We start from the raw sequence: 20,129 nt of genomic DNA, 5'->3' as shown, positions 1-20,129 counted from the left end.
CACAATGGCCCCCATGGCTGCCCTTGAGAACCCCGCGCACACCGGCCCCGTCGTCGGCTTCGACCTCGACATGACCCTGATCGACTCGCGGCCCGGCATCCACGCCACCTGGCGCGCCCTGACGGAGCGGACCGGCACGTACGTGGACGCGGACCTCGTCGTCAGCCGGCTCGGCCCGCCGCTGGTCGACGAGCTCGCCCACTGGTTCCCGGCCGAGCAGATCGCGGAGATGGCCGACCTCTACCGTGAGATGTATCCCACACACGCCATCGAGGGGACGCTGCCGATGCCCGGCGTGCACGAGGCGATGGCCGCGGTGCACGCGGCGGGCGGCCGCGCGATCGTCGTCACGGCCAAGTACGAGCCCAACGCCAAGCTGCACCTCGCGCACCTCGGCATCGACGCGGACGCCGTCATCGGCGACCTGTGGGCCGAGGGCAAGGGGGAGGCGCTGCGCGAGCACGGCGCGAGCGTCTACGTGGGCGACCACACCGGCGACGTGCGGGGCGCCCGCACGGCGGGGGCGCTGTCCGTCGCCGTGACGACGGGGCCCTGCTCGGCCGAGGAGCTGCGGGCGGCCGGCGCGGACGTCGTGCTCGCCGACCTCACCGCGTTCCCCGCGTGGCTGGAGAGCTACACGGAGCGGGCCGCGCGCCGCTGAGCCGCGATGCCCTTCAGGACCCCGGCACCGGCCAGCAGGAAGCCGACGCCCATCAGCATGCACACCGCGTAGGCGACGGGCGGGAACGGGTCGCTGTGCAGGAACAGCGGGGCCATCGTCACGAGCGTCGCGACCGCGCCGACGACGAAGACGATGCCGCCCGCTTTCACGAGGCCGTCGCCGGGCCCGGACTGGCTCGAACGGGAATTGGTTTGGGTTTTGTCACGCACCCGGCCAGGGTAGTTCCCAGCGCACAGGGACCCATAGTCTTGGTGGAGGCGGGTCGGTCGCGACCCGCTGTACTGCTGTCCAGAGCGATTTCGAGCACTTCGAGTACGGGGACGAGGACTTCACGTGCCTACCGGCAAAGTCAAGTGGTTCAACAGCGAGAAGGGCTTCGGCTTTCTCTCCCGCGACGACGGCGGCGACGTCTTCGTGCACTCCTCGGTCCTGCCCGCCGGCGTCGACAGCCTCAAGCCCGGCCAGCGGGTCGAGTTCGGGGTGGTCGCGGGCCAGCGCGGTGATCAGGCGCTCTCGGTGACGATCCTCGACCCGACGCCGTCAGTCGCCGCGGCGCAGCGCCGCAAGCCGGACGAACTGGCGTCCATCGTCCAGGACCTGACGACCGTCCTCGAGAACATCACGCCCGCGCTCGAGCGGGGCCGTTACCCCGACAAGGCGGCCGGCAAGAAGATCGCGGGTCTGCTCCGCGCGGTGGCCGACCAACTGGACGTCTAGGCCTCGTCGCCGGGTGCGGGTGCGCGGGCGGCTGCGGGTCCGTCGTGGCTGGTCGCGCAGTTCCCCGCGCCCCTGAAGGCTTGCGGCTTCGCCGCGCCTTCCCCTGAGATGCGCACTGCGTGCGCCATCTCGTCGGGGGCTGGGGCATCGGGGAAATGCGCCCGAAGGGCATGCATTTCAGGGGCGCGGGGAACTGCGCGACCAGCCCCCACCGGCCCGCGGCCGCCCACGTGTCAGACGCGATCGAGCCATTCCGCGACGGTCGGGCCGACCAGGCGCGCCGAGGCCGGGGCCAGCAGGACTCCCTCGCCCAGCGCGGGCAGCACCGGCGGCACCGTCTTCACGGGGCGACCGTCCCCGCGGGCGGCGAGGAGCCGGGCCGTCAGCTCGGGGAGGCGGACGGTCTCGGGCCCGCCCAATTCGATCCGCGCCCCCGCGAACTCCCCGACGCACGCGTCCACGACGACCTCCGCCACCGCGTCCGCCGCAACGGGCTGCACCAGCCAGTCCGCCACCGTGACGGAGTCCTCCGCGAACCACACGGCCGCCGGATTCTCCGCGAACTCGTGCCACTGCGTCGTCTTCACGACCGTCGCCTCGAACCCGCTCTCCGCGATGACCCGCTCCTGCGCCCGCTTGGCGAGGTAGTACCCGTGCCGGTCGAAGACCGGGTTCTCGATGTTGGTGATGGAGACGGCGACGAACCGGCCGACACCCTGCTCCCGCGCCGTGTCGAGCAGCCGACGCGTCGCCGCGGCGATCGCGGCGACGACATCGGCCTCCGGGTCCGCCGGAGCCGCGTTGGACGCGTCGACGACCACGTCCGCCCCGGCGAGCGCCTCCGCGAGCCCCGCCCCGGTGTGCAGGTCGACCCCGGCGGACCGGGAGACCGGCACCACGGTGTGGCCGGCCGCCGTGAGCCGCCCGGTGATCAGGGAACCGACCGTGCCGGTGGCGCCCGCGACAGCGATCCTGCTCATGTCCGCACTCTCTTCTCTCTCGACTTCGACTCCGTCCAATCTAGGAGCGGAATCGACCCCGCGAGAGGTGCATTCAGAGCCCGGAAACGTGGGTCAATCTCAGGGGAAGGCCAGCGCGTCCGGGGCCAGCGCCGGGACGAGGCCCTCCGCCGCGGCCCGGGTCAGCAGCCCGCGCACGGCCGCGTAGCCGTCCTCGCCGAGGTCCGCCGTGAACTCGTTGACGTAGAGCCCGATGTGCTGGTCGGCGACCGCCGGGTCCATCTCCTGGGCGTGCTCCATCACGTAGGGGCGCGACGCCTCGGGGTCGTCCCAGGCCATGCGGACCGAGCGGCGGATCGTGTCCGCGTACCCGCGCAGCGTCTCGGCGCCCAGCGAGCGCCGCGCGATGATCGCGCCGAGCGGGATCGGCAGGCCGGTGGTGGCCTCCCAGTGCTCACCCATGTCGGCGAGCTTGTGCAGGCCGTAGTCCTGGTACGTGAAGCGGGCCTCGTGGATGACGAGCCCGGCGTCGACCTTCCCGTCGCGCACGGCGGGCATGATCTCGTGGAACGGCATGACGACGATCTCGCCGACCCGCCCGCCCGGCACGGTGTCCGCGGCCCACAGCCGGAACAGCAGGTACGCGGTGGAGGTCTCGCTCGGCACGGCGACCGTCCGGCGGGACAGGTCCACCCCCGGCTCCCGGGTCAGCACGAGCGGCCCGCAACCGCGCCCCAGCGCGCCGCCGCACGGCAGCAGGGCGTAGTCCTCCAGGACGTACGGCAGGACCGCGTACGACACCTTCAGGACGTCGTACGCGGGGTCGTGGCGCTCGGCGACGCCGTTGGTGATGTCGATGTCGGCGAAGGTCACGTCGAGCGCGGGGGCGCCCGGGACGCGGCCGTGGGCCCAGGCGTCGAAGACGAAGGTGTCGTTCGGGCAGGGCGAGTACGCGATGCGGACGGGGCCGGTGGCTTCAGCAGTCATGTCGTCTTCCAACTCGTGAGGACGGTCGCCGCCTTCCCGAACGCCTCCGTGAGCGCGGCGAGCGCGTCGCCGATGCGCCAGGCGGCGCGGTCCCGGGGCCCGACGGCGTTGGAGACGGCGCGCAGCTCGGCCACCGGCACGCCGTGCGCGGCGGCGGCCTCGGCGACCCCGAAGCCCTCCATGGCCTCGGCGACGGCGCCGGGGTGGCACTGGGCGAGGAGTGCGGCGCGGTCGGCGGTGCCGGTCACCGTGGAGACGGTGAGCACGGTGCCGACGGTGGCGTGGACGGCGGCCGCGAGGTCTCGTACGAGGGAATCCGGCGGACGGTGGGTGACGGTGCCGAAGCCCAGCTCGGTGACCGGCAGGAAGCCCTCGGGGGTCTCGGCGCCCAGGTCCGCGACGGTGATCGCGTCGGCGACCAGGAGCGCGCCGGGCGGGGCGGTGAAGCCGCCGCCGATGCCCGCCGAGACGGCGAGCGTGTACGGGCGGCCCGTGAGAGCCGCGGTGGTGAGCGCGGTGGCGGTGCCGGCGGCGGCCGCGGCGGGACCGACCCCGACCGCGACGACGTCGATGGCCGGGTGCCCCTGGAGTCCGCGCGCCACCGCGTCCCGTTCGGCCGGGACGGCGGTGGCGACGAGGACGCGCGCGGTGTCCGTCAGGAGTCCTTCTCGAACTTGAACGACCAGGTGCCGTACGCCTTGGCGTCGCTGCCCTCCACGATCGTGACCGTGGTGGAGGAGCCGGTGGCGCCGTACTGCTGGTTGAAGAAGACGCTGGCGGGGACCTCGAGGTAGGTCTTCTTGCTGGCGTCCGTGAGCGGCCGGCCGTTCATCAGGATCGTCCAGCCCTTGTCGGCCATCTCCGGCTCGACACCGAAGCGGACGGTCCCGTCCGGGTCCGCCTTGATCTTCTGGGCGTCCTCGGTCTTCTTGAGGCAGCCCTGGAGCTTGGACAGCGGGATGGACTTGCCGTCGTCGTAGCAGGAAGCCTCGGTGTTCACCGTGCTGGTACCCACCGTGACGGTGGCCAGCGGGGTCGGCTTGTCGCAGGCGGAGAGGACGAGCAGTCCGGCGCCGACGGCACCGACGGCGGCCACGGTGCGCCTGTGGCGCACTACGAAACGCTGGGAGGTCATGGCGGAAGGCTATCTGGGTGGCGCGAGGGTGTGCCGGGTGGGTGGTGCGTCGGCGTGTGCTCGTGCCCTTTCGTCGCGGGCTGCGCGTTTCGTCACCGGCCGCGGGCCGCCCCGGTCACAGAAAGCGGCACGCGATTAGGCCACCCGGGTGCGGCGGCCCGAGCCGCGGTGGGCCGAGGAGAGAAGGCCGCGCACCGTGGACAGCCAGCCCGTCGCGACGACCGCCGCCGCCACGGACAGTCCGACCGTCCCGTTCAGGGGCAGCACGATGCCGATCGCGCCGCCCACGACCCAGGCCATCTGCAGCAGGGTCTCCGAGCGGGCGAACGCGGAGGTCCGCACCCCTTCCGGGACGTCCCGCTGGATCGTCGCGTCCAGCGACAGCTTCGACAGGGCCTGCGCGAACCCGGCGACCGCCGCGAGGCACGCCGTCATGAACGCCCCGAAGAAGAGCGCCGAGACGACCGCGACCCCGGCCACCACGGCGACCGCGCTGACGATGATCAGTTCCGGCGCCCGGGCCTTCAGCGCGGCCCCGACGGCCGTCCCCAGCGCGTTCCCCACCCCCGCCGAGACCGCGACGAGCCCCAGCGAGACCGCCGCGCTCTCCCCGGTCAGCGGATGCTCGCGCAGCAGGAACGCCAGGAAGAAGATCAGGAACCCGGACAGCCAGCGCAGCGTCGCGTTGGCCAGCAGGGCATGGGTGACGGCGGGCCCGACCGTGCGCAGCCCGGGCTTGCGCCGTTTGCGCGCGGGCCCGTGCACGTGCGCCTCGTCCGCCGCGAGCAGCGCCTTGGCCTCGCCCTTCGCCGAGTCCACCTTGTGCGGCAGGGACAGCGACAGGAACATCCCGGCGATGAAGAGGACGAAGGCGCCGTAGAGCGGCCAGCGCGGGCCGAGCGCCTGGAGGCCCGCGCCGATCGGCGCGGCGATGCCGGTGGCGAGCAGCCCGCCGAGCGTGACCCGGGAATTGGCCTTCACGAGGGAGAAGCCGGGTGGCAGCAGGCGCGGCACGACCGCCGAGCGCACCACGCCGTACGCCTTCGAGGAGACGAGGACGCCGAGGGCCGCCGGGTACAGCTCGATGCCGCCGCTGACCACGGCGCCGGACAGGACGAGCGCGAGCAGGGCGCGGGCCAGCATGGCGCCGGCCATCGCGGCGCGGCGGCCGTGCGGGAGGTGGTCGAGCAGCGGGCCGATGACGGGGGCCAGCAGGGCGAAGGGGGCCATCGTGATGGCCAGGTAGAGGGCGACGCGCCCGCGGGCCTCGTCGGTGGGGACGGAGAAGAAGACGGTGGAGGCGAGCGCGACGGTGATCATGACGTCGCCCGCGCCGTTCACCGCGTGCAGCTCGATGAGCTTCCCGAGGCCCGACTCGCCGGCGCCGTGCGCGTGGGTCGCCTTCCGGATGCCGCGGGCCGTGCCCGTGAACGGAAATCGCAAGGCGCGCCCGATGCGGCGGGCGATCCCGCTCACCGGGCCCGCACCGCTGTTCTCGTACCGCGTCGCGCCGGACGAACGCGACGAAGCGGACGACGACTTCCCGGAGGCCACTCAGCCATAGTGCCCCGTGAACGGGTGTACTAGTGCCGATATGGGCATGCGGGTCGGGTTTCGCGTGCGGTGCCGCTCGTACGTCGGTGTGGGCGCGGGGCGCAGGAAGAGGTAGCGTGCGTAGCGCGCCCGCGGTGGTTGTTCTCGGCCGCGCGCCTCTCGGCCATCCCGCAGAATGGGTGACGTAGGTGCGCCCGGAACGTCGGGCGCGGACGTCGACGCGGCCCCCTGGTCCGCTCCGCCCGCGCTCCCGCACACAGGACGGCGCACTCGTGAGACGGCGTAGGAGAGAAGCGATACCTGTGAGCGCAGCGACAACGCGAAGCCGCACCCCCGACCGTCTGTGCGCCGAGGCGGTCGGCCTCGCGCGGGCGGCTGCCGAGGAGGCGGCCGCGCCCGGGGTGGTGGGCGAGCACGTCGAGATGGTCGTCGAGGGCGACCGCGTCGTCACGCATCTCTTCGAGTGCAAGGAGTTCGGCTACCGGGGCTGGCGCTGGGCCGTCACCGTGGCCCGTGCCTCCCGCGCCAAGCACGTCACGCTCGACGAGACGGTGCTGCTGCCCGGCCCGGACGCCCTGCTCGCCCCCGAGTGGGTGCCGTGGAGCGAGCGGCTGCGCCCCGGGGACATGGGGCCGGGCGATCTGCTGCCCACGGAGGCGGACGATCTGCGCCTGGAGCCCGGTTTCACCGGCGAGGACGCGCCGCCGCCGAACTCGGCGGTGTCCGACGAGATGGCCGAGCTGGTCGAGGCCGAGGACGTCGAGGTGACCGAGGGGCCCGTCGCGGACCTGCCGGTCGCGCCGTCCCGCGGCTCCATCAGCGCGGTCGCCGAGGAGCTCGGCCTGCGCCGGGCCCGGGTCCTGTCCCGCTACGGCCTGCACGTCGCGGCCGACCGCTGGGAGGAGTCCTTCGGCGCGAAGACGCCCATGGCGCAGGCGGCCCCCGCCACGTGCGTCTCCTGCGGCTTCCTCACCCCGATCGGCGGCTCCCTCGGCCAGGCCTTCGGCGTCTGCGCCAACGAGTTCGCCCCGGCCGACGGCCGCGTCGTCTCCCTCTCCTACGGCTGCGGAGGCCACTCCGAGGCCGCGGTCATGCCGAAGACCCCGCGGCCCGCGCCGCCGGTGATCGACGAGACGATCGTGGAGCCGATGCCGCTGCACCCGGCGCCGGACGCGGGTTCTGTGGGCGCGGTCGCCGACACGGACGCGGACGATCTCGGGCACTCTTAGGCGCCTACGCGGCTGCGGGCTTCTCGATCGAGGGCGGCTCTCCCGCCGTCGTGGCTGGTCGCGCAGTTCCCCGCGCCCCTGGAGATGCGGACTTCGTCCGCGATCTCCATAGGGGCGGTGCCCCATCGGGGAAATGCGCCCGAAGGGCATGCATTTCAGGGGCGCGGGGAACTGCGCGACCAGCCCCCACCGGGCCGCACCCGGCGACGTACCGGCACGTCCCCCCTGAGGCGCCGCGATACGGTTCGGGCCGACCGATGATGTGCGGCCCAGAGGAGTCACCGTGAGCGCCAGCAAGATCGCCCGGCCCGCGCCCGAGGGCATCGATCCCTTCGGCACCGCCCGCCTGAGGCGGGGCGTGCTGGACGCCTGGGCGGCGAGCGGCGCCCGGTTCCGGGAGGACGCCAACGCCGAGGAGGACCTCGCCCTCGGCGGCTACCGCGACCGCCTCGTCGTGGAGCTCGCCCAGAACGCCGCCGACGCCGCCGCCCGCGCGGGAGCGCCCGGCCGGCTCGCGCTCACCCTCAAGGGCGGCGTCCTCGTCGCCGCGAACACCGGCGCCCCGCTGGACGCGGCCGGCGTCGAGTCCCTGTCCACGCTGCGGGCCTCCGCGAAGCGGGCAGGCGCCGAGAGCACGGTCGGACGGTTCGGCGTCGGGTTCGCCGCAGTGCTCGCCGTGTCGGACGAGCCCGCCGTGCTCGGCCGCACCGGTGGCGTGCGCTGGTCCCTCGCCGAGGCCCGGATCGCCGCACAGGAGACCGCCCGGCACAGCCCCGCCCTCGGCGACGAGCTGCGCCGCCGCGACGGCCACGTACCACTGCTCCGGCTGCCGTTCGCGGCCGAGGGGCAGGCCCCGGAGCCGTACGACACGGTCGTCGTGCTGCCGCTGCGCGACCAGGCCGCCGAGGCGCTCGCGGCGCGACTGCTCGACGCGGTCGACGACACGCTGCTGCTCGCCCTGCCGGGCCTCGCCGAGGTCACCGTCACCACCGACGCCGGGACCCGGACCCTGCGCCGGCGCGCCGAGGGCCCGTACGTGGTGATCGAGGACGACGGGCGCGCCCCGGCCGAACTGCGCTGGCGCACCGTCAGCCGCAGCGGCGCGCTGGACGCCGCCCTGCTCGCCGACCGGCCCGTCGAGGAGCGGCTGCGCCCGCACTGGAACGTCACCTGGGCCGTCCCCGTGGACGCCGACGGCGCCCCCGACAAGCCGCGCAGCGCCCCCGTGCTGCACGCGCCGACCCCCAGCGACGAGGCCCTCGGCGTGCCCGCGCTGCTCATCGCCTCGTTCCCGCTGGACACGGCCCGGCGGCACGTCGCGCCGGGCCCGCTGACCGACTTCCTCACCCAGCGCTCGGCCGACGCGTACGCCGAACTCCTGGGGGAGTGGCAGCCCGTCGGCCCCGGCGTGCTCGACCTGGTGCCCGGACCGCTCGGCCGCAGCGAACTCGACGGCGCCCTGCGCGCCGCCCTCCTGGAGCGGCTGCCCCGCGTCGCGTTCCTGCCGCCCGCGCTCCCGCCGGTTACGGAGGAGGACGACCGGCCCGCCGCGCTGCGGCCCCGCGACGCGGAGGTCGTCGAGGGCGCCGGCGCGGACACCGTGCGGGTCCTCGCCGAGGTGCTGCCCAGCCTGCTGCCCGCAGGCCTCGAACGCCGCGTCGAGCTGCGCACGCTCGGCGTCGCCCGGGTCCCGCTGACCGAGGCGATCGACCGGCTGGCCGGACTCGAGAAGGACCCGGCCTGGTGGCGCAGCCTGTACGAGTCGCTGGCCGGCGTCGACCCGGACCGGCTCAGCGGGCTGCCCGTGCCGCTGGCCGGCGGCCGCACCACGATCGGCCCGCGCCAGGTCCTCCTGCCCGCCCCCGACGCCGCCGCCCTGCCCGGCGAGGCGCTCGCCCGCCTCGGCCTCAAGGTCGCCCACGCCGACGCCGCGCACCCCCTCCTGGAGAAGCTCGGCGCGCTCCCGGCCACGCCCCGCGCCGTCCTGACCACGCCTCAGGTGCGGGCCGCGGTCGCCGCGTCCCTCGACGACGAGCCCGCCTGGGACGACGAGGGCGCGCTCGGCGCCGAGGAACTGGCCGACGTCGTCCTGACCCTCGTGCGCGACGCGGGCCTCGACGTCGGCGACGAACCCTGGCTCGGCGCCCTCGCCCTCACCGACGAGGACGGCGAACTCGCCCCCGCTGCCGAGCTGCTGCTCCCCGGCAGCCCGGTCGCCGACGTACTGCGCGAGGGCGAACTCGCGTACGTGGACGACGAGCTGGCCGGGCGCTGGGGCGAGCAGCCGCTCGCCGCCTGCGGGGTCCTCGCCACGTTCGCCCTGGTCCGCGCCACCGACGTCGTCCTCGACCCCGACGAACTCGACCCGCGCGAGAGCGACTTCCCCGAGCCGGACGACGCGGGCCTGCTCGACGCCGTCGACGTGTGGTGCGAGGACGTCCTGGACCGCCTGCCCGACTCGCCGGTGCCGCCCGTCGCCACCGAACTCGTCGCCGTACGCGATCTGGATCTGGTCGACGAGGACCGCTGGCCGCAGGCGCTCGCCCTGCTCTCGCGGCCGCCGCTGCGCGACGCGCTCACCCAGCCCGTCCGCGTCCTGCTGCCCGACGGCACGCACGAGCTCGTCCGCCCGTACACCGCGTGGTGGCTGCGCGGCCACCCCGTCCTCGACGGCCGCCGCCCCGCCGGACTGCGCGCCGCGGGCGGGGACCCGCTGCTCGCCGGGCTCTACGAGGAGGCCGACGCCTCCGGGTTCGAGGACGAGCAGGTGCTCCGCGCCCTCGGCGTGCGCACCTCCGCCGCCGCGCTGCTCGACGAGCCGGGCGGCGCCGCCGAACTCCTCGACCGGCTCGCCGACCCGGACCTGACGGTCGGCGCGGCCCAGCTGCACGCGCTGTACGGGCTGCTCGCGGGCCTCGACCCCGAGCAGGTCACCCTGCCCGACGACCTGCGGGCGGTGCGGGACGGCGAGGTGGTCGTCGTCGACGCGGCCGACGCGCTGGTCGCCGACGCCCCCGACCTGATCCCGCTCGCGACCGGCCGCCCCCTGCTGCCGGTCGCCCCGGCCCGGGCCGCGCAGCTCGCCGAGCTGTTCCAGGTGCGCCGCCTCAGCGAGGCCGTCGACGGCGAACTCACCGGCTCCGAGGGCGTCGAGCACCCGGTGCCGGACTCGGTGCGCGTCCTGCTCGGGTCGGCGACCCCGCGGACGTACGTCGAGCACGAGGAGCTGTACGTGGCCGGACAGGAGGCCGACTGGCGCCGCACCCCGGACGGCACCGTGCACGCGGCGACCCTGGAGGGCGTGGCGGCGGGGCTCGCGTGGGCGGCGGGCCAGTGGCCGCGCCGCTTCGAGGTGGCGGCGCTCCTGGAGGACCCGTCGCGCACGGCGGAGCTGGCCCGCGACCGCTGGTTCGACTGACTCCCGGCGGCGGTCTCCCCACAGGTGGGGCCGGATTCGTATGGTGATCGCAAAATTCGCGGGAGCCGTACAACCCGCCCCACCCGGCGCATGTCTCACCTGCGGGTCAACAGACCCCTAGATCACTCGGTCCCGCGGGAAGCCATCCGCAGGGCCCCTTCTCCACCATGGGGAACACATGCGCATTCGTGCCACCGCCGCCGCTCTGACCGTCACCGGCGCCCTGGCCCTCACCGCGTTCACGGTGCCCGTCGCGCAGGCCGTCGACGGCCCGCAGGCCGCCGCCGCCGAGGCGGGCACCTCGGCCGGTGCCGACGAGCAGTACGGCGACACCGCCATCTCGAACGTCGTCGTCAACGGCGGCAAGGACGTCGTCGCCGGCATCAGCAACCTGGTCCCGGTCAAGGTCACCTTCACGGCCACCGACAACTCGGGCATCGACAACACCTCCGGCTACGCGGTCCTGTACCACGGCACCGACGTCGAGAGCTCGGACGCGGGCGCCGAGCCGACGCAGGAGGTCGGCGGCGCCACCAACTGCGCCACGGTCAGCGCCACGACGGCGACCTGCACCATGACGTTCTCCATCGACCCGCAGGCGAACCTGGCCAACTACGCGGCCGGCTCCTGGAAGGTCTGGGCGATCGCCTCGGGCAAGGACGGCGACTACACGCTCCGCGAGAACGCCAAGACGTTCGGCATGAAGCGGTACTCGAAGCTCACCACCAACGCCTCGCCGGAGCCGGTCAAGAAGGGCGCCACCATCACGGTGACCGGCCTGCTGTCCCGCGCCAACTGGGACACGTACAAGTACGCGGGTTACACCAACCAGACGGTGACCCTGCAGTACCGCCCGAAGACGTCGACGACGTACAAGACGATCAAGACGATCACCTCGTCCTCGACGGGCACCCTGAAGACGACCGTCACCGCGTCGGCCGACGGCTACTTCCGGTACAAGTTCGCCGGTACGTCCACGACCCCGGCCGTGACGTCCACGAGCGACTTCGTCGACGTTCAGTAAAGGCAGAACCCGTAAGCGGTAGCGGCTACGCGGGGAAGCGGCGGTCGACCCATTTCCACAGGAACTCCAGGGCGGCCGCCGCCACCGCCGCCACCCCCACCGCCGTCCACGGCATCACCGCGCCGACCAGCTTCAGCGCGAAGAAGTCCTGCAGCCACGGGACGACCAGGACCAGCAGGAACGCGCCGCCCATCGCCGCGACCAGGGCGATCCGCCACCACGTGTAGGGGCGGGCGATGATGGCGAGCACCCACATCGAGATCAGGAACAGCGTCAGCGTCGCCGAGCTGGTCTCCGCGCCGAGCGAGCCCGAGCCCGTGTAGTAGTGCCGGGCGACCATGTACATCACGAAGGTGGCGAGGCCCGCGAGGACGCCGCCGGGGATCGCGTACCGCATGACCCGCCGCACGAAGTGCGGTTTCGCCCGCTCCTTGTTGGGCGCGAGGGCCAGGAAGAACGCGGGGACGCCGATGGTCAGCGTGGACAGCAGCGTCAGGTGCCGGGGCAGGAACGGGTACTCGACCTGGAAGCAGACCACGAGCAGCGCGAGCAGCACCGAGTAGACCGTCTTGACCAGGAACAGGGTCGCCACGCGCGTGATGTTGCCGATGACGCGGCGGCCCTCGGCCACCACCGACGGCAGCGTCGCGAAGCTGTTGTCGAGCAGCACGATCTGGGCGACCGCGCGGGTGGCCTCGGAGCCGGAGCCCATCGAGACGCCGATGTCCGCGTCCTTCAGGGCCAGCACGTCGTTCACACCGTCGCCGGTCATCGCGACGGTGTGGTCGTGGGACTGGAGGGCCGCGACCATGTCCCGCTTCTGCTGCGGGGTGACCCGGCCGAAGACGGTGCCGGCGTCGAGGGCGTCGGCCATCTCGCTCCGGTCGGTGGGCAGGGTCCGGGCGTCGACGGTGTTCTCGGCGCCGGGCAGACCGAGCTTTCCGGCCACGGCGCCCACCGACACCGCGTTGTCCCCGGAGATGACCTTCGCCCTGACGTTCTGCTCGGCGAAGTAGCGCAGGGTGTCGGCGGCGTCCGGGCGCAGCCGCTGTTCCAGGACGACGAGGGCGGTGGGCTCGGCGCCCTCCCGGACGCCCGGGTCCTCCAGGTCGCGGGTCACCCGGGCGAGCAGCAGCACCCGCAGGCCCTGCCGGTTCAGCTCGTCGATCTCGTCGAGGGCCGGGTCGGCCGGGGGCAGCAGCACGTCGGGGGCGCCGAGCAGCCAGGTGCTGACCGTGCCGTCGCCCTCGCTGAAGGAGGCGCCGCTGTACTTGCGGGCCGAGGAGAACGGCAGCGCCTCCGTGCAGCGCCAGTCCACGCTGTCGGGGTAGGCGTCGACGATGGCCTGGAGGGAGGCGTTGGGCCGCGGGTCGGATTCGCCGAGCGCGCCGAGTGCCTTGCGTACGTACGTCTCGTCGGCGCCGTCCAGCAGGCGCAGGTCCGCGACGTCCATGCCGCCCTCGGTGAGGGTGCCGGTCTTGTCGAGGCAGACGGTGTCGACGCGGGCGAGCCCCTCGATGGCGGGCAGCTCCTGCACCAGGCACTGTTTTCGGCCGAGCCGGATGACGCCGATCGCGAAGGCGACGGAGGTCAGCAGGACGAGCCCTTCGGGGACCATCGGGACGATGCCGCCGACGGTGCGGGCGATCGAGTCCTTGAAGCCGTGCTCCTTGACCACCAACTGGCTGATGACCAGGCCGATCGCGGTGGGGATCATCATCCACTGGACGTACTTGAGGATGGTGGAGATGCCGGTGCGCAGCTCGGAGTGGACGAGGGTGAAGCGGCTGGCCTCCTCGGCGAGCTGGGCCGCGTAGGCCTCGCGGCCGACCTTCGTCGCGGTGAACGCGCCGCCGCCCGCGACGACGAACGAGCCGGACATGACCTCGTCGCCGGGCTTCTTGACGACCGGGTCGGCCTCACCGGTGAGCAGCGACTCGTCGATCTCCAGTCCGTCGGCCTCCGCGCAGCTGCCGTCGACGACGATCTTGTCGCCGGGCCCGATCTCGATGAGGTCGCCGAGCACGATCTCGGAGGTGGAGACGGCGACGGCGGCCCCGTCGCGCCGCACCGTGGGTTTCGCCTCGCCGATCACCGCGAGGGAGTCCAGGGTCTTCTTGGCCCGCCACTCCTGGATGATGCCGATGCCCGTGTTGGCGATGATCACGAAGCCGAAGAGGCTGTCCTGGATCGGGGCGACGGCCAGCATGATGATCCACAGGACGCCGATGATCGCGTTGAAGCGGGTGAAGACGTTGGCGCGGACGATCTCGGTGAGCGAGCGGGAGCTGCGCACGGGGACGTCGTTGACCTCGCCGCGGGCGGTCCGCTCCGCGACCTCGGCGGCGGTGAGGCCCGTCGCGCGCGCGGGGACGGGTATCGGATGCACCGGATCGAGTTCGGCGCCCGCGTCGATATGGGTCATGGGTTCGACGGTACGGGCGAAACCGGGCACTCACCCGTCGAGCGGGGCACCTTCCGCGCTCTGCGCCGCGGCCCGCTTGAGGGCGGCGTCGCGCCCCCGGACGTACCAGATGCCGATGAGGCCGAGGCCCGCGCCGGCGAGGCAGGTCCAGATCCACCAGGTGTGGCCGCGGTCGTCGAACCAGCCGTAGAACGGCAGCTGGACGAGGAAGAGGACGAACCAGAGGATCGTGCCGCCGGTGATCGTGGCGACCACGGGCCCCTCCAGGGGTTCCGGTGCCTCGTGCTGCGGGGTCCACTTCGCCATGGGCACAGCTTACGAGGCCGGTCCCGGCGCCCGCACGGGGCCCGTTCGCCCCAAGGGTCTACGCGCGGAGATAGCGCATTCCCGTTCATATGTTCATACTGAAACGGCCTGACTCTGGCTCCTTATGTTCGTAGGAAACACCAGCGCCGCACCGCACACGACGGCAAACAGGCACCCCCGCACCACTGAAAGCGCTGAGGAAATCCATGTCCACTTCGGCCACCCCCAAGGTCGATGCCGTCGAGCCGCCGCCGGCCCCGAAGAGCGGTCTCGACCGCTACTTCAAGATCACCGAGCGCGGTTCCACGGTCGTCCGTGAGGTCCGTGGTGGTTTCGCCACCTTCTTCGCGATGGCCTACATCATCGTGCTGAACCCGATCATCCTGGGCAGCGCGAAGGACATGTACGGGCACCAGCTCGACAACGCCCAGCTGGTCACCGCGACCGCGCTGACCGCCGCGTTCACCACGCTGCTCATGGGCGTCATCGGCAACGTGCCGATCGCGCTCGCCGCCGGCCTCGGCGTCAACACGGTCGTCGCCCTCCAGCTCGCGCCGCGCATGTCCTGGCCGGACGCGATGGGCATGGTCGTCTTCGCGGGCTTCGTCGTGATGCTGCTGGTCGCCACCGGTCTGCGCGAGCGCGTGATGAACGCCGTGCCGCTCAGCCTGCGCAAGGGCATCGCGATCGGCATCGGCCTGTTCATCATGCTGATCGGTCTCGTCGACTCCGGCTTCGTCTCGCGCATCCCGGACGCCGCGCACACCACGGTCCCGCTCCAGCTCGGCGTCGGCGGCCACCTCATGGGCTGGCCGGTCCTCGTCTTCGTGCTCGGCACGCTGCTGACGCTGGCGCTCCTGGTCCGCAAGGTGCCCGGCGCCATCCTGATCTCCATCGTCGCCATGACCGTCGTCGCGGTGATCATCAACGCGGTCGCCGATGTGCCGTCCTGGGGTCTGACCACCCCGGAGTGGCCGGGCAACCCGATCTCCACGCCGGACTTCGGCCTCGTCGGCCAGGTCAGCCTGACCGGCGGCTTCGAGAAGGTCGGTGTCCTCACCGGCATCCTCTTCGTCTTCACCGTGCTGCTGTCCTGCTTCTTCGACGCCATGGGCACGATCATGGGCATCAGCGACGAGGCGCACCTGACCGACGAGAAGGGTCAGATGCCGGGCATGAACAAGGTCCTGTTCATCGACGGCATCGCCGTCGCCGCGGGCGGCGCCTCGTCCTCCTCCGCGACCACCTGCTTCGTGGAGTCCACCGCCGGTGTCGGCGAGGGTGCCCGCACGGGCCTCGCGAACGTCGTCACCGGCGGCCTCTTCGCCACCGCGCTGTTCCTCACGCCCGTCGCCACGATGGTCCCGTCCCAGGCCGCCACCCCGGCGCTGCTCGCCGTCGGCTTCATGATCATGGCCGGCAGCATCCGGGCCATCGACTGGGACGACTGGACGGTCGCCATCGCCGCCTTCGTGACGATGCTGATGATGCCGTTCACGTACTCGATCACGAACGGCATCGGCATGGGCTTCATCACCTTCACGGTGCTCCGCGTCGTCGCGGGCCGCGCCAAGGAGGTGCCCGTCGCGATGTACGCGGTCTCGGCGGTCTTCGGCTTCTACTACCTGATGCCGGCGCTGGGCCTGACCTGACGCGCCCCGTCGCTCACGCCGCGGCCCCGCCCGGATCTTCCGGGCGGGGCCGCGGTTCTTTTTTTGGCTGGACCCGTCGGCGGGGCAGGGGGAAGGGTGGAGCGATGACCTTGCGTTCTGATCTGGCCGGGCTGCTGGCGGAGGCCGGAATCCTCGACGTGGACCTCGACGCCGCCCTCGCGGACGGACACGTCCGGTCGGCCGCGTACCAGCGCGTCGTCTCCGTGGTCGCCTCCTCGCGCAGCCGCGACCGTGACGGCGCGATCGTGGCGACGATCGTGCGTGACCCCGACGAGGTCATGTCCAAGACGGCGGTGGTCGCCCTCGTGGACGCGCTCGGGCTGAAGGCAGCCGGTCCCGCCGAGTTCCGGCGGTGGTCGGCCGGAATCCTGCCGGAGAGCGACCGCTTCGAGGCGCGGCAGTGCCGCGCCTTCGTCCGCGGCCGCGTCCACGACTGGCTGCTCCGCCTGTCCGTCCGGGACGGTCACGTGCCGACACCGGACGAACTGGCGACGGTCACCGACTGGATGCAGCGCGTCCTTGCCGAGGAGGTGACGTCACCGGCGGTACTCGCGCTGCTCGCCGAGTCGGCTCGCCGCCGCAAGACGCGGAACATCGCGCGGAACCGGGCCGGATCCAGGGCCGTGAGGAGCCGGGACGGTTCTACGGAGCCTCAGGCGGCCCCGTAGAACCTCTCCGTCTCCTCGACGGCCGTCTTGAAGCGTTCGTCGAAGTCGTCGCGCGTCAGGGTCCGGACCACGTAGTCCTGGACACTCATTCCTCTTTTCGCGGCGTGTCCCTTGAGCCGGTCGAGGAGCTCACCGTCTATCCGCAGGCTGAGCACTGTCGATCCCATGACGAACAGGGTTGCCGCGCCGCCCGCCCGGGCGTGTCACTTTCCGGAAGCGGCTCACTCGTTTGAGTGACGTAAGGTTTCGCCCCGTCAGATCGGCGGCCCGTCGGTGCCCCGCCGGTGGGCCCGCGGGCCGTTGGATCCGGGGCGTTCGGGGGGGTGTCCCGTGGTGTGGATCACGGGCGCGTGGCGTGATTCCGGTGGTCGTTAGACACGGTAATGAGTTACGCTAAATACATGCCGGACCTCTCCCATGGCGACGACGTAGCCGCCGTGAACTCCCTGCGCTCCGCCGTGATGCGCCTGTCCCGTCGGCTCAAGCACCAGCGGGTCGACGAGTCGCTGAGCCCCACCGAGATGTCGGTGCTCGGCACCCTCGCCGGATGCGGCTCCGCCACACCCGGCGAACTCGCCCGCAAGGAACATGTGCAGCCGCCGTCGATGACCCGCATCGTCGCGCTCCTGGAGGCCAAGGGACTGGTCAGGCTGGAGCCGCACCCCGAGGACCGGCGCCAGAAGGTCGTCACCTCCACCGAGCAGGCCGAGACCATGCTCAAGGAGAGCCGCCGCAAGCGGAACGCCTGGCTGGCCGACCTCGCCGCCGGACTCGACGACGAGGACTGGGCCAAGCTCCGCGAAGCCGCCCCCGTCCTCGAGAAGCTCGCCCACCTCTGAAGTCGGCACCCCGCGTTCCGCACTTCTGAACGACCACCGCTGAGTCGCGCTCAGCACCACGACGCCGAGGAGGCGAACCCACTTTGAGTACGGGACCCGGAGCAGACTCCGCCCCCGCACCAGCCGCCCACGACTCAACCGCCCGCCCCCGCAAGACCTCGATGTTCGCGAGCCTCAAGGTACGCAACTACCGCCTGTTCGCGACCGGAGCCGTCGTCTCCAACACCGGTACCTGGATGGCCCGCATCACCCAGGACTGGCTGGTGCTCTCCCTCACGGGATCCTCCGCCGCCGTCGGTGTCACCACGGCCATGCAGTTCCTCCCGATGCTGCTCTTCGGCCTGTACGGCGGTGTCATCGCCGACCGCTTCGCCAAGCGCAGCCTGCTCTTCTGCACCCAGGGCGCGATGAGCCTGTCGGGCCTGTTCCTGGCCGCGCTGACCCTGTCCGGCCACGTACAGGTCTGGCACGTCTACCTGGCCGCCTTCTTCACCGGGCTCGTGACCGTCGTCGACAACCCGACCCGGCAGTCCTTCGTCTCCGAGATGGTCGGACCCGACCAGGTCCGCAACGCCGTCTCGCTGAACTCCGCCAACTTCCAGTCCGCCCGGCTCATCGGCCCCGCGGTCGCCTCCGTGCTGACCGCCGCCGTCGGACCCGGCTGGGCCTTCCTCGCCAACGGCCTGTCCTTCCTCGCCCCGCTCACCGGCCTGCTGCTGATGCGCACCAGCGAGCTCCACGAGACCAAGCTCGCGCCGCGCGGCAAGGGACAGCTCAAGGAAGGCCTGCGGTACGTCTCCCGGCACCCCGAGCTGATCTGGCCGATCGTGCTCGTCGGCTTCGTCGGCACCTTCGGGTTCAACTTCCCGATCTGGCTCAGCGCCTACGCCGACGACGTCTTCCACGGAGGCGTCGGCATGTACGGCGTCTTCAACACCCTCATGGCGGTCGGCTCCCTCGCCGGAGCGCTGCTCGCCGCGCGCCGCCGCTCCACCCGACTGCGGGTGCTCGCCGGCGCCGCGATCGGCTTCGGCGCGCTGGAGGTCCTGGCCGCGTGGGCGCCCGGCGTCTGGGCCTTCGCCCCGCTGATCGTCCTCCTCGGCATCCTCGGCCTCACCGTCAACGTGACCGCGAACTCCACGGTCCAGATGGGGACGGAGCCGGAGATGCGGGGGCGGGTGATGTCCCTGTTCATGATGGTGTTCACCGGCGGTACCCCGCTCGGCGGGCCGCTCTTCGGCTGGCTCGCCGACCAGTACGGGGTGCGGGTCAGCTTCATGCTCGGCGGGGTGATCTGCGCGGCCGCGGCCGCCGGCGTCGGGCTCATGCTCGCCCGCGCCGCGAACCTCCGGCTCAAGGTCGACCTCCGGCGCGGGGAGCGACACCTGCAGTTCGTCCCGCGCGAGCCCCGCGAACTGGCGGTGGCCTGACCTGGTCCGGGGCGCCGGCCCCGTGCGACCCCAGCACGGGGTTCCGGCCCCCGGACCCCGGGCCTGGGCAGGCACCCCATCGCGGGGCCCGGCCGCCCGGCGTGGGCTGCGCTCCATGGCTGGACACCGACTCCGGCCGCCCAGCCCGGGGCTGCGCTCCATCGCGGGGCACCGACTCCGGCCGCCCGGCGTGGGGCTGCGCTCCATCGCGGGGCACCGACTCCGGCCGCCTGGCCTGGGGCTGCACTCCGGCCCGGGCACGCATCCGCTCGCCCCGGCCTGAGGCAGTCCGCCCCTGGCCCCAGCCCTTCTCCCACCCGCCCGCCCCCTCCGGGGGCGTTCGGCCCGGCGCCTGGCCTTGGGGAGTACTCCATCCCTGGACTCGCGGTCCGGCTGTCCCGTCTTGGGCCTGCACCCAGGCCTCTGCGTGAGGTTCGGATGTCCTCGCCCCTGGGCCTGCGCCTTAGCTCCGGCCCTGGCCGCCGGCCTCTCCGGCCTACGGACTCTGGCGTGGCCCCCTTTCGCTTGGCCCGCCCCTTTCTCCCACCCGCCCGCCCCCTCCGGGGGCGTTCGGCCCGGCGCCTGGCCTCGGGGAGTACTCCACGCCTGGACTCGCGGTCCGGCTGTCCCGTCTTGGGCCCGCGCCCAGGCCTCTGCGTGAGCTTCGGGTGCCCTCGCCCCTGGGCCGTCGGCCCGGCACCTGGCCTCGGGCAGCACCTCAGCCCCTGGGCGATCCAATCGCCGCTGCCTCAGGCCTGCGCCCAGGCGCCGGGTCCGTCCTTCGGCCACCCGGCCTTGGGCCTGCGCCGCCCAGGCTCCGGGCACGTACCCGGCGTCGACTCAGCCTTGGGCAGTCTGCCGCCTGGGGCGGCACGGGTGGGCAAGGCGGCACCCAGGTGCCGGGTGCGCGATTCAGTGGGCCTCGGCTAACGCGCCGCCGCCGTAGGGGCTGAGGATCGTCGCCGGGTGCGGCCCGGTGGGGCTTCTCGCGCCCCGCGGCGGAGCCGCTGATCCGGTACAGCCCCGCGCCCCTGAAGACACGCTCCGCGTGCCCCAGGGGCGTTGGTCGCGCCCCACGAGACG

The 20,129-nt window shown here is 72.9% G+C and carries 18 protein-coding genes; 9 read left to right on the top strand and 9 right to left on the bottom strand.

The genetic code is table 11. The annotated features are described in order from the left end of the window. The first annotated feature begins 4 nt into the window (after positions 1-4). Positions 5-661 (top strand): HAD family hydrolase, encoded by a 657-nt coding sequence (locus IAG42_RS15775; RefSeq protein ID WP_394811219.1) that lies wholly within the window; start codon positions 5-7, stop codon positions 659-661. On the opposite strand, the gene IAG42_RS15770 is transcribed toward IAG42_RS15775, so the two are convergent. Further along, positions 634-891, bottom strand: coding sequence for a hypothetical protein (locus IAG42_RS15770; RefSeq protein WP_188337627.1), 258 nt, complete (start codon positions 889-891; stop codon positions 634-636). The two genes, IAG42_RS15775 and IAG42_RS15770, sit on opposite strands and share 28 nt — an antisense overlap. Before the next feature lie 124 nt (positions 892-1,015). On the opposite strand from IAG42_RS15770, the gene IAG42_RS38460 reads away from it, so the two are divergent. Next, positions 1,016-1,399 (top strand): cold-shock protein, encoded by a 384-nt coding sequence (locus IAG42_RS38460; RefSeq protein WP_188337626.1) that lies wholly within the window; start codon positions 1,016-1,018, stop codon positions 1,397-1,399. 233 nt (positions 1,400-1,632) lie between these two features. Here the strand turns inward: IAG42_RS38460 and IAG42_RS15760 are convergent, their stop codons facing one another. The 5 genes from IAG42_RS15760 to IAG42_RS15740 form a co-directional block, all read right to left on the bottom strand. Next, positions 1,633-2,379, bottom strand: a complete 747-nt coding sequence (locus tag IAG42_RS15760; protein WP_188337625.1) for an SDR family oxidoreductase — start codon at positions 2,377-2,379, stop codon at positions 1,633-1,635. Between the two features lie 99 nt (positions 2,380-2,478). Then, the gene (locus IAG42_RS15755; protein WP_188337624.1) at positions 2,479-3,345 is read right to left on the bottom strand and encodes a 1,4-dihydroxy-6-naphthoate synthase; all 867 of its coding nucleotides are present in this window, start codon (positions 3,343-3,345) and stop codon (positions 2,479-2,481) included. Next, positions 3,342-4,031: a futalosine hydrolase gene (locus IAG42_RS15750; RefSeq protein WP_188341415.1), complete on the bottom strand. Its 690-nt coding sequence runs from the start codon at positions 4,029-4,031 to the stop codon at positions 3,342-3,344. Before IAG42_RS15750 ends, IAG42_RS15755 begins: the two co-directional genes overlap by 4 nt. Then, positions 4,001-4,480 carry a DUF2771 domain-containing protein gene (locus IAG42_RS15745; RefSeq protein WP_188337623.1) on the bottom strand — a complete coding sequence of 160 codons (480 nt, stop codon included), beginning with the start codon at positions 4,478-4,480 and terminating at the stop codon, positions 4,001-4,003. Before IAG42_RS15745 ends, IAG42_RS15750 begins: the two co-directional genes overlap by 31 nt. Before the next feature lie 135 nt (positions 4,481-4,615). Next, positions 4,616-5,956, bottom strand: a complete 1,341-nt coding sequence (locus IAG42_RS15740) for an MFS transporter (protein ID WP_188341414.1) — start codon at positions 5,954-5,956, stop codon at positions 4,616-4,618. Between the two features lie 380 nt (positions 5,957-6,336). Here IAG42_RS15740 and IAG42_RS15735 point away from each other — a divergent pair, with 380 nt between their 5' ends. The 3 genes from IAG42_RS15735 (at position 6,337) to IAG42_RS15725 (ending at position 11,705) form a co-directional block, all read left to right on the top strand. Then, on the top strand, positions 6,337-7,263 hold the full coding sequence (locus IAG42_RS15735; RefSeq protein ID WP_188337622.1) for a DUF3027 domain-containing protein: 927 nt from the start codon (positions 6,337-6,339) through the stop codon (positions 7,261-7,263). Between the two features lie 283 nt (positions 7,264-7,546). Continuing rightward, complete coding sequence (locus tag IAG42_RS15730; protein ID WP_223206022.1) at positions 7,547-10,681, top strand: sacsin N-terminal ATP-binding-like domain-containing protein; 3,135 nt, start codon at positions 7,547-7,549, stop codon at positions 10,679-10,681. A gap of 178 nt (positions 10,682-10,859) precedes the next feature. After that, entirely contained in the window at positions 10,860-11,705 is an 846-nt protein-coding gene (locus tag IAG42_RS15725) for a calcium-binding protein (protein WP_188337621.1), read from the top strand. 25 nt (positions 11,706-11,730) lie between these two features. On the opposite strand, the gene IAG42_RS15720 is transcribed toward IAG42_RS15725, so the two are convergent. Both IAG42_RS15720 and IAG42_RS15715 read right to left on the bottom strand, forming a co-directional pair. Beyond that, positions 11,731-14,130, bottom strand: a complete 2,400-nt coding sequence (locus tag IAG42_RS15720) for a cation-translocating P-type ATPase (RefSeq protein WP_188337620.1) — start codon at positions 14,128-14,130, stop codon at positions 11,731-11,733. Between the two features lie 30 nt (positions 14,131-14,160). Next, a complete protein-coding gene (locus tag IAG42_RS15715) occupies positions 14,161-14,436 on the bottom strand; it encodes a DUF2530 domain-containing protein (protein ID WP_188337619.1) in 276 nt (91 codons plus the stop codon). A 206-nt stretch (positions 14,437-14,642) separates the two neighbouring features. Here IAG42_RS15715 and IAG42_RS15710 point away from each other — a divergent pair, with 206 nt between their 5' ends. Further along, positions 14,643-16,088, top strand: a complete 1,446-nt coding sequence (locus IAG42_RS15710) for an NCS2 family permease (protein WP_188337618.1) — start codon at positions 14,643-14,645, stop codon at positions 16,086-16,088. Between the two features lie 104 nt (positions 16,089-16,192). Beyond that, positions 16,193-16,777 (top strand): hypothetical protein, encoded by a 585-nt coding sequence (locus IAG42_RS15705; protein WP_188337617.1) that lies wholly within the window; start codon positions 16,193-16,195, stop codon positions 16,775-16,777. On the opposite strand, the gene IAG42_RS15700 is transcribed toward IAG42_RS15705, so the two are convergent. Then, a complete protein-coding gene (locus tag IAG42_RS15700) occupies positions 16,762-16,944 on the bottom strand; it encodes a ribbon-helix-helix protein, CopG family (RefSeq protein WP_188337616.1) in 183 nt (60 codons plus the stop codon). The two genes, IAG42_RS15705 and IAG42_RS15700, sit on opposite strands and share 16 nt — an antisense overlap. Before the next feature lie 234 nt (positions 16,945-17,178). Between IAG42_RS15700 and IAG42_RS15695 the strand changes: the two genes are divergently transcribed. Continuing rightward, a complete protein-coding gene (locus IAG42_RS15695) occupies positions 17,179-17,616 on the top strand; it encodes a MarR family winged helix-turn-helix transcriptional regulator (protein ID WP_188337615.1) in 438 nt (145 codons plus the stop codon). An 83-nt stretch (positions 17,617-17,699) separates the two neighbouring features. Beyond that, entirely contained in the window at positions 17,700-19,046 is a 1,347-nt protein-coding gene (locus IAG42_RS15690) for an MFS transporter (RefSeq protein ID WP_188337614.1), read from the top strand. Positions 19,047-20,129 lie beyond the last annotated feature (1,083 nt).

Source organism: Streptomyces xanthii, assembly GCF_014621695.1.
Lineage (GTDB): Bacteria > Actinomycetota > Actinomycetes > Streptomycetales > Streptomycetaceae > Streptomyces > Streptomyces xanthii.
This window is presented reverse-complemented; position numbering and strand designations above follow the sequence as displayed.

Bases quoted from the DNA above. Each gene is read 5' to 3' on its own strand.
- IAG42_RS15715 (WP_188337619.1), bottom strand. From the start codon at position 14,436: ATGGCGAAGTGGACCCCGCAGCACGAGGCACCGGAACCCCTGGAGGGG.
- IAG42_RS15775 (WP_394811219.1), top strand. From the start codon at position 5: ATGGCCCCCATGGCTGCCCTTGAGAACCCCGCGCACACCGGCCCCGTC.
- IAG42_RS15755 (WP_188337624.1), bottom strand. From the start codon at position 3,345: ATGACTGCTGAAGCCACCGGCCCCGTCCGCATCGCGTACTCGCCCTGC.
- IAG42_RS15720 (WP_188337620.1), bottom strand. From the start codon at position 14,130: ATGACCCATATCGACGCGGGCGCCGAACTCGATCCGGTGCATCCGATA.
- IAG42_RS15745 (WP_188337623.1), bottom strand. From the start codon at position 4,480: ATGACCTCCCAGCGTTTCGTAGTGCGCCACAGGCGCACCGTGGCCGCC.
- IAG42_RS15725 (WP_188337621.1), top strand. From the start codon at position 10,860: ATGCGCATTCGTGCCACCGCCGCCGCTCTGACCGTCACCGGCGCCCTG.
- IAG42_RS15695 (WP_188337615.1), top strand. From the start codon at position 17,179: ATGCCGGACCTCTCCCATGGCGACGACGTAGCCGCCGTGAACTCCCTG.
- IAG42_RS15710 (WP_188337618.1), top strand. From the start codon at position 14,643: ATGTCCACTTCGGCCACCCCCAAGGTCGATGCCGTCGAGCCGCCGCCG.
- IAG42_RS15705 (WP_188337617.1), top strand. From the start codon at position 16,193: ATGACCTTGCGTTCTGATCTGGCCGGGCTGCTGGCGGAGGCCGGAATC.
- IAG42_RS15760 (WP_188337625.1), bottom strand. From the start codon at position 2,379: ATGAGCAGGATCGCTGTCGCGGGCGCCACCGGCACGGTCGGTTCCCTG.
- IAG42_RS15700 (WP_188337616.1), bottom strand. From the start codon at position 16,944: ATGGGATCGACAGTGCTCAGCCTGCGGATAGACGGTGAGCTCCTCGAC.